This window comes from Vibrio sp. 10N.286.52.F8 (assembly GCF_041468745.1).
GTDB classification, from domain to species: Bacteria; Pseudomonadota; Gammaproteobacteria; order Enterobacterales; family Vibrionaceae; genus Vibrio; species Vibrio crassostreae_C.
Window position 1 is genome coordinate 102904 of the sequence record NZ_JBFRJF010000044.1, and the last position, 12524, is coordinate 115427.

Annotated in this window: 10 protein-coding genes; 5 read left to right on the plus strand and 5 right to left on the minus strand. The window is 46.3% G+C overall.

Annotated features, from left to right (window positions below; all coding sequences use genetic code 11):
• Positions 1 to 39 precede the first annotated feature (39 nt).
• Positions 40 to 1335: a two-component system sensor histidine kinase EnvZ gene (gene envZ / locus AB4133_RS19590; RefSeq protein WP_372225429.1), complete on the plus strand. Its 1296-nt coding sequence runs from the start codon at positions 40 to 42 to the stop codon at positions 1333 to 1335.
• Between the two features lie 215 nt (positions 1336 to 1550).
• Here envZ and recG read toward each other — a convergent pair whose 3' ends face one another.
• The 4 genes from recG to gmk form a co-directional block, all read right to left on the minus strand.
• A complete protein-coding gene (recG, locus tag AB4133_RS19595; protein ID WP_372225431.1) occupies positions 1551 to 3629 on the minus strand; it encodes an ATP-dependent DNA helicase RecG in 2079 nt (692 codons plus the stop codon).
• Positions 3630 to 3806: 177 nt separating this feature from the next.
• Complete coding sequence (gene spoT / locus AB4133_RS19600; RefSeq protein ID WP_372225433.1) at positions 3807 to 5933, minus strand: bifunctional GTP diphosphokinase/guanosine-3',5'-bis pyrophosphate 3'-pyrophosphohydrolase; 2127 nt, start codon at positions 5931 to 5933, stop codon at positions 3807 to 3809.
• A 39-nt stretch (positions 5934 to 5972) separates the two neighbouring features.
• Positions 5973 to 6245 carry a DNA-directed RNA polymerase subunit omega gene (rpoZ, locus tag AB4133_RS19605; RefSeq protein ID WP_009848003.1) on the minus strand — a complete coding sequence of 91 codons (273 nt, stop codon included), beginning with the start codon at positions 6243 to 6245 and terminating at the stop codon, positions 5973 to 5975.
• A 119-nt stretch (positions 6246 to 6364) separates the two neighbouring features.
• Positions 6365 to 6988: a guanylate kinase gene (gene gmk, locus AB4133_RS19610; RefSeq protein WP_017062466.1), complete on the minus strand. Its 624-nt coding sequence runs from the start codon at positions 6986 to 6988 to the stop codon at positions 6365 to 6367.
• A 766-nt stretch (positions 6989 to 7754) separates the two neighbouring features.
• Here gmk and AB4133_RS19615 point away from each other — a divergent pair.
• The 3 genes from AB4133_RS19615 to AB4133_RS19625 all read left to right on the plus strand — a co-directional run bounded on the left by AB4133_RS19615 (position 7755) and on the right by AB4133_RS19625 (position 10296).
• Positions 7755 to 9125, plus strand: a complete 1371-nt coding sequence (locus AB4133_RS19615) for an NCS2 family permease (protein ID WP_017062465.1) — start codon at positions 7755 to 7757, stop codon at positions 9123 to 9125.
• A gap of 221 nt (positions 9126 to 9346) precedes the next feature.
• Positions 9347 to 9772, plus strand: a complete 426-nt coding sequence (locus AB4133_RS19620; RefSeq protein WP_017062464.1) for a phosphate-starvation-inducible protein PsiE — start codon at positions 9347 to 9349, stop codon at positions 9770 to 9772.
• Between the two features lie 311 nt (positions 9773 to 10083).
• Complete coding sequence (locus tag AB4133_RS19625) at positions 10084 to 10296, plus strand: cold-shock protein (protein ID WP_017071067.1); 213 nt, start codon at positions 10084 to 10086, stop codon at positions 10294 to 10296.
• A gap of 332 nt (positions 10297 to 10628) precedes the next feature.
• Here AB4133_RS19625 and AB4133_RS19630 read toward each other — a convergent pair whose 3' ends face one another.
• On the minus strand, positions 10629 to 11495 hold the full coding sequence (locus tag AB4133_RS19630) for a YicC/YloC family endoribonuclease (protein WP_017063084.1): 867 nt from the start codon (positions 11493 to 11495) through the stop codon (positions 10629 to 10631).
• A 214-nt stretch (positions 11496 to 11709) separates the two neighbouring features.
• On the opposite strand from AB4133_RS19630, the gene rph reads away from it, so the two are divergent.
• Positions 11710 to 12426 (plus strand): ribonuclease PH, encoded by a 717-nt coding sequence (gene rph, locus AB4133_RS19635; protein ID WP_009847983.1) that lies wholly within the window; start codon positions 11710 to 11712, stop codon positions 12424 to 12426.
• The last annotated feature ends 98 nt before the right edge of the window (positions 12427 to 12524 follow it).

The following is a 12524-nucleotide window of genomic DNA, read 5'->3' on the forward strand; positions in this document are numbered from 1 at the left end:
TATAACACTTTCTTTATCTTTCTACATCTCGGGTACCCCATGCGTATACGTAGCTCCTTTACTCAGTCGATAGTGCTTTTCTTAACGCTATTGGTCGCTAGCCAAATTTTTTCTTATTACGCGGTGTTTAACTATGCGTTGATGCCAAGTTTGCAGCAGTTTAATAAGATTTTGGCTCACGAGCTAAACCTGGTATTGGACCAAGGCAGTGATATCGAGATCGATGCGCCATTGCGTCAGCGTGTGCTTGAACAGCTCGGGGTAACCGTTCACGCCAAGGGCAGCGAAGCGGCGGGTGAGTATTACCATGCGGTCGCAATCGACCTGATGAGTGAGGAGATGACCAAGGAGCTGGGTTCTGAAACTGAAGTGCGGCTGATCTTGGGTAAAGAGAGCTATGTGCTTTGGATGGACATTGCGCAGTTACCCAACTCTTTAATTCGTATTCCGTTATCAGAGCTGCAAGAAGAGGATTTTGCACCACTGTTTCGTAACAGTCTGATCATGGCGCTGTTGATTGTCGCAGGTGGTTGGCTGTTTATCCGATTGCAAAACCGTCCGTTGATAGCGCTAGAGAAAGCGGCGCAAGGTGTCGGGCGAGGTGATATTCCACCGCCATTGCCAGTTCAAGGCGCACAAGAGATTCGCTCGGTAACTCGAGCCTTTAACCAGATGTCGAAAGGCATCCAAGAGCTAGAAGAAGACCGCGCCTTGTTGATGGCGGGTATCAGCCATGATTTACGTACTCCGTTAACGCGTATTCGCTTAGCGACTGAGATGATGTCACCAGAGGATGCCTACTTAGCTGAGGGGATTATCAGTGATACCGAAGAGTGTAATGAAATCATCAGCCAGTTCATGGATTACCTAAAGCCTGTCGACCGAGATTCATTCCAAGCGGTGTTTGTCGATGATATTGCTCGTGAGGTATCGAGCTCTGAGGGTGGCTACGAGGTTCAGATTGAAACCGATATTCCAGAATCGATGAAGCCAGCGCTAGGTAATCCGATCGCGATGAAGCGTGCTGTGAGCAACTTGGTGGTGAATGCGCTGCGTTACGGTAATGGTTGGGTCAAGGTATCAACTGGTATGACGGCGGATAACAAGCTTGCTTGGGTGACGGTAGAAGATAACGGGCCGGGTATTCCACAAGACCAGATCGGAAAGCTGTTTGAACCTTTCACGCGTGGTGACACGGCTCGTGGTAGCGAAGGAACGGGCTTGGGCTTAGCAATTGTGAAACGTATCGTTAGCCAGCATCTAGGTGCTGTTGTGGTCAATAACCGCAGTGAAGGTGGCTTAAAAGCGCAGATCAGTTTCCCGGTTAAGCCCTAGTTATCATCGGTCCGTTTGATGACGATAAGTTCGGTTCGGGGAACGGTTAAGAGATCCCCGACTCGGTCATTCTTCCCTCTCCGAGGATGACGAATTGCTAACCATGGACTTCTCGCTCTTGCTTGATGAAAGTAACGCACACTAAAAAGGCTTCCTTGAGGAAGCCTTTTTTACGTTTGAATACGGTCTCAGTGTTAACTATGCCTTAGTGTTAACTACGCCTTAGAGTAAACATCGCGTTCACCCAACCAACGGTTGATGATCGCCTTAGCATTGTCTGGGTAGCTATCGTGAATATGACGCGCAATACGCTGCACTTCAGGTATCAAACGTTGGTCACGAATTAGATCGGCGATCTTGAAATCAGCCAAGCCAGTTTGTTTGGTACCGAGCAATTCACCGGGGCCACGGATTTCTAAGTCGCGCTGTGCAATCACAAAGCCATCGTTACTTTCACGTAGCACACCTAGGCGTTTCTGAGCGGTTTTAGACAGCGGAGAGTGATACAACAATACACAATGACTTGCGACCGAACCTCGGCCGACACGGCCACGCAGTTGGTGCAGTTGCGCTAGGCCAAGACGTTCTGGGTTCTCGATGATCATTAAGCTCGAATTAGGCACATCCACACCGACTTCAATCACGGTAGTCGCGACCAACAAATGCAGTTTGTTCTCTTTGAATTCCTGCATTACTGCTTGCTTCTCGGCTGGCTTCATTCGGCCGTGCACGAGACCAATTTTGACGTCAGGCAGTTTGCGTTGCAGCTCTTCAGCAGTATCAGCCGCAGCTTGAGCTTCTAATACTTCGGACTCATCAATCAGCGTACATACCCAATAGGCTTGTTTGCCTTCATTAAGACACGCATTTTTCACACGTTCGACAATGTCATCCCGCTTGGTATCAGGAATCGCCACGGTTTGAATTGGTGTTCGACCCGGTGGCAACTCATCAATAATTGAGGTTTCGAGGTCGGCATAGGCCGTCATCGCTAACGTTCGTGGAATCGGTGTTGCCGTCATGACTAATTGGTGTGGGTAATAACCTTGCTTTGCACCTTTCTCACGCAGCTCTAATCGCTGGTGGACGCCAAATCGGTGCTGCTCATCAATGATTACTAAGCCAAGGTTTTTGAACTCGACATGTTCTTGGAACAAAGCATGAGTACCGACCACCATTTGTGCTTCACCACTGGCAATACGAACGAGCTCGGTTTCGCGAGCCTTGCCTTTGAGTTTACCTGCTAGCCACCCAACTTGAATGCCCATCGCCTCAAACCAGTTAGCAAAGTTGATCGCGTGTTGTTCCGCAAGCAATTCGGTGGGTGCCATTAGCGCAACTTGTTGACCGTGTTCGAGTGCGCGAACAGCCGCAAGCGCAGCGACCAAAGTTTTACCTGAGCCTACATCGCCCTGCACTAAACGCATCATTGGGTGCGGCTTTTCAAGGTCAGCTTCGATCTCTTTGGTCACTCGTGCTTGGGCATTGGTTGGTGAAAACGGCAGCTGAGCCAGTAGCTTATCTTTAAGGGTGTTTACTGGAGGAAAAGGCATTGCCTTGTCTTGCTGCCCTTTGCTACGAACAGACAACATAGACAGGTTTTGAGCCAGTAACTCTTCCATAATTAGGCGCAGTTGCGCAGGGTGCTTGCCTTCATCAAACAGCTCTAGGTCAATGCCCGGGGGCGGCCTGTGAATGGTATGCAGTGCTTGTGCGAGGGTAATTTGGTGGTCGTATAAACCTGATGGGAGAAGCTCGTTAACTGCGGCCTTGTCGATTAGCTCTAAGGCTTGATCGGTAAGATTACGCAGCGTGACTTGTCTTAGCCCTTCGGTGGTTGGATACACTGGAGTCAGATTGGCTTCAACATCTGGCTGTTGCCTAGGCGCAAAGAATTTGTAGTCGGGATGGACAATCTCCAGCCCCATGTTACCGCGCTTGATCTCACCGTAGGCATGCACTTGTTTGCCTTCAGCAAAGTTGTTCTTCATACCTGCGGTGAAGTTGAAAAAGCGTAGGGTAATGGTGCCGTTACCATCGCTGATCTTTACCGCCAACATCTTACGTTTACCGAAAATGGTATCGACATGCATGACCTTGCCTTGCACTGCAGCCCATAAGCCCGCGTGCAGTTTTACGATGGGGTAGATACGTGTTCTATCTTCATAGCGCAAAGGGAGGTGAAAAAGCAGATCTTGTACGTTGTTAAGCCCAACCTTTTCCAGTTTCTCTGCGACTTTAGCGCCGACTCCAGATAAAGAGTTGAGAGGGATAGCAGATAAAAGCTGTGACATAACAAGGCTCATAAACGTAAGAGAGATGATCTATTCAAGCATTTTACTGGATTTTTGTACAGGCAGGAATGGGAGGGAGCGCGGTAAATACTAGGATTACGGTTATAAAAATCCCCTTAAGCGATAAAGCATTAAGGGGATTTAAATTCTTGGCAAAACTATTATCAAGTTTAAACGTTAGTTCTTACGACGTCTTACTTTCAGCGCGTGTGGCATCACACGTAGCTTTTTCATAATACTTGCAAGATGAACACGATCTTTGGTGGTCAGCAAGATAGTCACTGTGTACAGGCGTCCATCACGTTCTTCAGTTGAAATACCGTGAATGTTCGAGCCTGTTTTCGAGATAACGTTAGTTAACTCAGCCAGTGCACCTTGGTGGTTCTGCAGATCAACCTGAAGTTCAGCGGTGAACTCTTGGTCGTAATCGTCAGACCATTCAACCGCCATGTATTTGTCTGGTTCTTTCTGGTAACCACGAACGTTTGGACACGTTTCACGGTGAACCACAAGGCCACGACCTGGCGATACATGGGCAATGATGTGATCATCTGGAATCGGGTGACAACAGTTAGCGAACGTCAGTAGTAGACCTTCAGCACCACGGATCGGAAGTTTCTTCCTCGGTGTGTCGCTGTTGTTTTCCACTTCAGTCAGTTCGTCAGCATCACCCAGTAGACGACGAGCAATAACGATACTCATCAGCTCACCAAGACCAATCGATGCCAGTAAGTCTTCAACATTGTCTAGGCGAAGATCAGACAATACGTGGTCGATATTCTCTTGGCCGATATCGGCAATAGAGTGTTCGCCAAGTGCGTGATTAAGTAAACGACGACCTAGCGTAATCGACTCTTCGCGGCGCATCGTTTTTAGAACCTGACGGATTTTAGTACGTGCGCGTGAGGTCACTACGTAGTTGAGCCATGCTGCATTCGGACGTGCGCCCGGAGCACTGATGATCTCAATAGTTTGACCGTTCTTCAGCGATTTGCTGAGTGGGTAAGGGTTCATGTCTACACGAGCACCTACACACATGTTGCCGACATCGGTATGCACCGCGTAAGCAAAATCGACCGCTGTTGCGCCTGCCGGAAGCTCGACAATGCGCCCCTTCGGCGTGAACACGAAGATCTCATCTGGGAACAGATCAGACTTAACGTTTTCAATGAATTCGAATGAGTTACCCGCGCTTTGTTGCAGCTCAAGTAAGCTCTGCATCCAACGTTGTGCTTTAACCTGTGCGGTTGTGCCATTACTGCTGCGTGAGCCGTTGCCTTTGTAAGACCAGTGCGCTGCGACACCTTTGTCTGCCATTTGATCCATATCTTCAGTACGGATCTGAACCTCAACTGGCACCCCGTGAGGGCCGATCATTGACGTGTGCAGAGATTGGTAGCCGTTGGCTTTTGGTACCGCGATGTAATCTTTCATGCGGCCAGGGCGAGGCTTGTACAGGCTGTGAGCCTGACCAAGTACGCGATAACAAGTATCTGGGGTATCAACCACGACGCGGAAAGCGTAGATGTCCATAATGGTGTGGAAGCGCTGCTCTTTAGTTTTCATCTTGTTGTAGATGGAGAACAGGTTTTTTTCACGACCAAGTACGCGAGCAGGCAAACCGACCTCTTCAAGGCGGCCTTCAATTTCGCTATGGATACGTTGGATCATTTCCTTACGGTTACCACGCGCAGCTTTCACTACGTTTTTAAGTACGCGATAACGGTTAGGATAGAGGGCTTCAAAGCCCAGCTCTTCTAGTTCGGTCTTGATGTTATGAATACCAAGACGGTGAGCTAGTGGAGAATAAATCTCTAGGGTTTCACGAGCAATACGACGCTTTTTGTCAGGACGAAGTGCCCCAAGCGTGCGCATGTTGTGAGTACGGTCAGCTAATTTGATCAAGATAACGCGGATGTCTTGCACCATGGCGAGAACCATCTTGCGGAAGTTCTCTGCTTGCGCTTCTTTGCGATCACGAAATTTAAGCTTATCCAGCTTAGATACACCATCAACCAATTCAGCAACGGTATTGCCAAATTTTTCCTCTAGATCTTCTTTAGTGACATCACAGTCTTCGATGACATCATGAAGCAGAGCAGCTTGCAGGGTTTCGATATCCAGACGCATTTCTGCCAGGATTCTTGAAACAGCTACAGGGTGGATAATGTATGGTTCACCGCTTGAGCGGGTTTGCCCTTCATGGGCGTCTCTCGCTACCACATAAGATTGACGCAGAGCCTCAATTTGAGGCTCTGTTAGGTATTCTTGGGCAACGTCTTTGAGGCTATCGAATAGATACAAATTAAAGGCCCGGAAGGTTAATTAGTTCGAATGACGTTCTTAACGAGTGTGAGCGATGCTGCTTACTGCTGCAAGTTCAGCCGCTTCTTGCTCTTGTTGCTCTTGACGTTCACGAGCATCTAGTACGTCTTTAGTGATAAGACCTTCTTCGATTTCGCGAAGAGCGATAACCGTTGGCTTATCGTTTTCTTCAGGCACTAGTGAATCTTTACCGCCAGTTTGCATTTGACGTGCGCGGCGAGCCGCAATAAGAACTAGGTCGAAACGGTTGCCAACTTTTTCAACAGCGTCTTGAACAGTTACGCGTGCCATGAGGACTCCAAATAGTAATTAACTAATAAATTTTTGATGACGAGAAAGTATACAAGTTTAACTAGATACTTTCTAGATCACCGTATACTTATCTCAATAGAAAATCTAGGGGATCTAGATTATTCCGCTAATAAAGCAGTAAGCATGCCGCTGTATTTCGCTGCTTGCTTATCTTCTTTTAAGCGTTCCGCACGAATGATAGCTCTGAAGTCCATTAGGGCTGCATCAAAGTCGTCATTCACGATCACATAATCATATTCTGCATAGTGAGAAATCTCTGATTTTGCTTCGCTCATGCGTTTCGCAATAACTTCGTCGCTGTCTTGACCGCGAACATTCAAACGACGCTCTAGTTCACCATTTGATGGTGGAAGAATGAATACACTCTTCGCTTGAGGCATTTGTTCACGGATCTGACGAGCACCTTGCCAGTCGATATCTAGGAATACATCGATACCGCGGTTTAGGTTTTCTTCAATCCAAACGCGTGAAGTACCGTAGTAGTTGCCGAACACTTCAGCGTACTCTAGGAATTCACCTTTAGTAATAAGGTCTTCAAAATGATGCTTCTCTACGAAGTGGTAGTGAACACCATTTTCTTCACCAGGGCGCATACCGCGAGTGGTGTGTGAAACAGATACCTTCATTGCGTAGGTTGGATTGGTTTCTAGCATTGCTGAGATCAAGCTCGACTTACCTGCGCCACTAGGTGCAGATACGATGTAAAGAGTACCTTTGCCCATCTGTATATTTCCACTGTTGGTTGGATTGAGTGAAGGCAATAAACCTACACTTTAAAAGATAGCACTGACTCTAATTTTTGTTCCGATGGCGCATCTACTAATTGTGCCGTTGGTTACGTCTATAAAGAGATAACGAGTAAAACTAATAGAAGCAACTGGTGAAAATTAGGTCAGAAAAATGGAGGCGAAGAGTAGCATATTTAGATGATTGAGAACAACTGGCTTGATCGTTATTTATCAGCAAATGATCTTCTCAAAGATCTTTGTATAAATGTAATGACTCGTCATCGGTACTTTTTTATGTGATCTGGACAAAATTTGTTGAAGTTTTAATCTCAATCCTTACAATCCGCGCAAACGATTAAATGCTGTATATATCTAGGGTCTGTTGACCTTTCGCGATGGAGTTTTGTTCGAGAAAAAATCGTTTTAGGCGCGGCAAGGAGTTTGTAACCTAGCATTCTAAGTAAAGACTCCTTAACAAAGCATAAAACGATTTTAGCCGAACCCTTCGGGCAGCGTTTGTTGGTGATTTCTACTGCGTTATCGACTTCTTATGTAGGCTAGCTACACATCAAAGTCTCTGCCTTGTAGAAAACTCCAACAACTCGCTGCAAAAATCATCTCGAAGGGCCAACAGACCCTACTAGACTAGATGTTTCTACTACCGAGCCTACCTTGGTGACTACAGTTTTTAGTGTAGAGACCTCTCTATTCTCACAGCATTTGAATCACCAAATTCTTAATTTATTGCAAAGGTTTTGTTGTGAGTACCGATTCCACCCTGAAAGCCCAGAACACCTCTGGCTCGCTTGATTCGATGTTTAAAATCACTGAAAGAAAAACCACGATTGGCACTGAGCTATACGCGGGTTTCATTACTTTCTTGGCGATGAGTTACATTCTGGCGGTTAACCCAGCAATTTTGGGTGATATTCCAGGCATGGACAAAGGTGCCGTGTTTACTGCAACAGCTCTGTCTGCGGCTATCGCAACCCTAATCATGGGCATTTGGGGCAACTACCCAGTGATGCTTGCGCCGGGCATGAGCATGAACGGCTTCTTCAAAGGCTTACTATTAAGTGGTTCAGTCGCGGTACTTTGGAATGAGGCGCTGTTCGGTATCTTCCTATCTGGTATTTTGTACCTTGCGTTCTCATTGACCAATATTCGTAAATCGATGATTGAATCGATTCCTGAAGATTTGAAGTTGGCGATTACCGTGTCTCTCGGACTGTTCATTGCTTTCTTAGGTCTTAAGAATGCGGGCATCATCGTTTCTAACCCATTCGTATTGGTAGGCTTAGGCGACATTTCTGATCCAAAAGTGATCATCGCTTACGTGAGCATCTTCATCGCACTGGGTTGTATGGTTCGTGACATCAAGCTAGCAACGTTCATCTCATTCGTTTCTGCTATCGTGTTGACGATTCTTGCTGACGTCTTCATGGGCACTTCAAACGCACCAATCCCAGAGCAGTTCATTGCTATGCCACCAAGCATGGCTGGCAGCTTCGGCGCTATCTTCGATTTCTCTGCTTTCACGCCAGAGAAAATGTTCGACTTACTGTTCATCGTACTTATCTTCTTGATTGTCGATTTCTTTGATGGCTTGAGCACCATTGTCGGCGTTGGCCGTGATGCGGGCATCATCGATAAAGACGGCAAGGTGCCAAACGCGAAATCGGCTCTAGTAGCAGATGCGGGCGGTACTGTGATTGGCTCTATTCTTGGTACCACATCAATTACCGCATTCTCTGAGTCTGGCATCGCTTCTTCTCAAGGTGCGAAAACGGGCTTGGCAGCAGTCATGGTGGCTGGTCTGTTCCTAATCTCGCTGTTCCTATACCCAATCTTCTCTATCTTCTCGGCTGCAATGGTTGCACCGGCGATGGTCGTGGTTGGCATCTACATGGTAGGTCGTCTTGGTCAGATTAATTGGGAAAAGAAAGAGTCACGCATTGCAGCCTTTTTTACCATCATGTTCACAGTGCTAAGCTTCTCTCCTGCGAACGGTATGGCGATGGGCTTCATCAGCTACGCATTCACAATGGTTGTGGCAGGTAAGCGCAAAGAAGTACACCCGCTTATCTACGGACTGTGTGTGGTGTTCTTAACTTACCTGATTCTGCTTTAAGGCTAATTAGCCACTAAGAAGTCGCTAAGTAAAAGACAAACAGATGGCTCTGCAGTGAATGCGGGGCCATTTTTGTATTTGTTGCTTTTTACCGTTGCTTCTTAATGTTGGTTACCGATGAGTTGATGGCGTTAGCCTAAAGTCGGTGCTTTGACAGTACGCGACTTATATTGATGCATGCTATTGTAGAGACTGGATTAATTATTTTTTGAAGAGTGACTATGCCTTCTCACTTACCTAAATCTTTTAGTAAGCCGTTTTTAAAAGTATTCCACATTATGGAAGCGGTATTGCTGGTGGCGATCACGCTCGCGACCTTGTTTGCGATGGTCGAAGAGTTCATGCATGTCTTCGCTGAACGCCGAGTGCAATTGACCGACATTCTGCTGATGTTCATCTATTTAGAAGTGTTGGCGATGGTTCAGCAGTTTGTGATGAACGGTAAGATTCCAGTGCGATACCCGATCTATATCGCGATGATGGCGATTGCTCGTTACATCACTTTGGGCATGAAAGAACTCGATGCGGTATTGATCGTTTGGTTATCTTTAGCGGCATTTATCTTGGCCGCGGCAACATTGTTGATTCGTGTTGGACATCATTATTGGCCGTATGTAGACCTTAGAACCAAGCAGCCAGATGAGTAACACTTTGAAGGTTAAAGTTTTATAAATGAAGCCCAACGATATCGTTGGGCTTTTAATTTAAGCCAGTTGAACAAAAAAACATCAAATTGTCCAAATAACGCTTTACAAGCAGGCTCAGATCACCAAGAATGGCGTCGCTCTGTTCTCAGGGTTATTAAATGAAACATCCAGTTGTAAAGTAGAACCCTTAGTATTGCTTCATTGTTATTCTCAGTGTTTCCCTTAGCTTCATAGATACATTAAATAATTCAAGCTTTCAGCGCATCGCACTTTTGGCGATTAATTTTTTATTTTTATATAAGGGACACATCATGTCTAACAAAGTAAACGGCGTAGTAAAATGGTTTAACGAAGAGAAAGGCTTCGGTTTCCTAACTCAAGACAACGGCGGCGCTGACGTATTCGTACACTTCCGTGCAATCGCTTCTGAAGGTTTCAAGACTCTTAAAGAAGGCCAACAAGTGTCTTTCGAAGTAGAGCAAGGCCAAAAAGGTCTTCAAGCTGCAAACGTTGTAGCTCTATAAGATTTTAAGTCGGCGCAGGTTGCAACAGCAACTTGCGTCACTTTCTCTCTCAAATTTGTTTCCCCCCTCAGTTTTACCGCAACACTCTTCTCCATTAGCAATACCCTCTCTAAGTATTCAAAAATCCTGTTTTACGTCCGTTATCTCGTTCTAACTATCGTTGTATCTGTTCTTTGCTCTAACTCAACCTTCTACGTAACAACCAGTCACTTGCTCATCCTGATTACTATTACTGTATCCATAAAAAAAAGCCCCTAAAATTAGGAGCTCATTTTGATCTAATCAACACTGATTAAGCTGATTATTCTTTATCGTGTACAGCTTACAGACTGTTATTCAATGTTTTGGATCTGCTCACGCATCTGTTCGATAAGAACCTTAAGCTCTACGCCCGATGCTGTGATGTCTGTGCTGATAGACTTAGACGCTAGCGTGTTTGACTCACGGTTGAACTCTTGCATCATGAAGTCTAGCTTACGGCCACAAGCGCCACCTTTCTTCAGTACTGCATTTGCTTCTTTCACGTGAGAATCTAGACGGTCTAGCTCTTCTGCTACGTCTGACTTCTGCGCAAGTAGGATAAGCTCTTGCTCAACACGAGAACCTTCCAGTTCGATTTTCGCATCTTCAAATTTGGTAAGAAGACGCTCACGTTGCCACTCTAGGATCTCAGGCATGCGTGCACGAACTTTCACTACTTCTTCAGTGATTGCATCTAAGCGCTGTACGATTAGCGCCTTCATGTTCTCACCTTCACGAGCACGAGCATCAATGAACTCTGCGATAGCATCGTTGAATGCTTCAAGTAGGTCTTTGTTGATGGCATCCATGTCTTGCTCTGGCGTTTCCATCACACCAGGCCAGTTCATGACTTGGAATGGGTTCAAACGGCTCTCTTCGCCAGTCATCGTCATTACTTGGTTCGCCGCATTGATTACTTGCTGAGCCAAACCTTCGTTAATGCTTAGTTCGCCCTTTGCAGCAGGGTTTGCTTCAAAGCGTAGGTTACATTCAACCTTACCGCGCGCTAGACGCTTACGGAAACGCTCACGCAAGATTGGCTCTAAACCACGGAACTGTTCAGGCATACGGAAGTAAGTTTCTAGGTAGCGTTGGTTTACACTACGGATTTCCCATACTGCGCTGCCCCAATCGCCTTTTACTTCTTTGCGTGCGTACGCGGTCATACTATAAATCATCGAATTTTCCTGTCTTTTATCATTCTGAAAATAACGCGCACGCATAGTATCACGATATGGTGTGCTCTCGAAGCCTGTCGCCTTTCATGATGGATAGCTTTGCACGATAAACTGCTATATAATCTTGCCCCAATCAAAACTGTCTCACCCCTTTCTTAGGTGATGCACTCTTTCGATAGTAAATCACTTCAGACTGTTAATAAGGTAGATACCAATGCGTCCAAATGACCGCGCTGTAGATCAAATTCGTCCAATTAAAATTACTCGTAACTACACAGCTTATGCTGAAGGTTCTGTATTAGTTGAGTTCGGCAACACTAAAGTTCTATGTAATGCGACGGTAGAAGAAAACGTACCGCGTTGGTTAAAAGGCCAAGGAAAGGGTTGGGTAACGGCTGAATACGGCATGCTGCCACGTGCAACGCACACTCGTAACCGTCGTGAAGCGGCGAGCGGCAAGCAAGGTGGTCGTACGATGGAAATCCAACGTCTGATCGCTCGTAGCCTACGTGCTGTTGTTGACCTGAAAGTAATGGGTGAAATTATGATCACTGTCGATTGTGATGTTATCCAAGCAGACGGCGGTACTCGTACTGCTTCTATCTCAGGTGCAAGCGTTGCAATGGCTGATGCTATCAACAGCCTACTAGCAAGCGGCAAACTGAAAAAGAACCCAATGAAAGGCCACGTAGCGGCAGTTTCAGTGGGCATCGTTGGTGCACAAGCACTGTGTGACCTTGAGTACGTTGAAGACTCAGCAGCCGATACCGACATGAACGTTGTAATGACGGAAGACGGTAAGATGATTGAGATTCAAGGTACCGCAGAAGGCGAACCGTTCAGCCACGAAGAGTTGATGCAGCTTTTAGCCCTGGCGAATAAGGGCATTGCTGATATCGTCGAAGCGCAGAAAGCTGCGTTGGCCGACTAATCATTTTTAATAGCTCCCACATTGGGGGCTATTTTTTTGTCTGTAAAACTCGAAAGAGTAGTGCAGAGCGTAAGTTAAGTTTTATTGAATAAACGTAG

What these genes read in the sequence shown, in the direction of transcription:
- envZ (WP_372225429.1), top strand. Translation starts at nt 40, where the DNA reads ATGCGTATACGTAGCTCCTTTACTCAGTCGATAGTGCTTTTCTTAACG.
- recG (WP_372225431.1), bottom strand. Translation starts at nt 3,629, where the DNA reads ATGTCACAGCTTTTATCTGCTATCCCTCTCAACTCTTTATCTGGAGTC.
- rpoZ (WP_009848003.1), bottom strand. Translation starts at nt 6,245, where the DNA reads ATGGCACGCGTAACTGTTCAAGACGCTGTTGAAAAAGTTGGCAACCGT.
- gmk (WP_017062466.1), bottom strand. Translation starts at nt 6,988, where the DNA reads ATGGGCAAAGGTACTCTTTACATCGTATCTGCACCTAGTGGCGCAGGT.
- AB4133_RS19620 (WP_017062464.1), top strand. Translation starts at nt 9,347, where the DNA reads ATGCCTTCTCACTTACCTAAATCTTTTAGTAAGCCGTTTTTAAAAGTA.
- AB4133_RS19625 (WP_017071067.1), top strand. Translation starts at nt 10,084, where the DNA reads ATGTCTAACAAAGTAAACGGCGTAGTAAAATGGTTTAACGAAGAGAAA.
- AB4133_RS19630 (WP_017063084.1), bottom strand. Translation starts at nt 11,495, where the DNA reads ATGATTTATAGTATGACCGCGTACGCACGCAAAGAAGTAAAAGGCGAT.
- rph (WP_009847983.1), top strand. Translation starts at nt 11,710, where the DNA reads ATGCGTCCAAATGACCGCGCTGTAGATCAAATTCGTCCAATTAAAATT.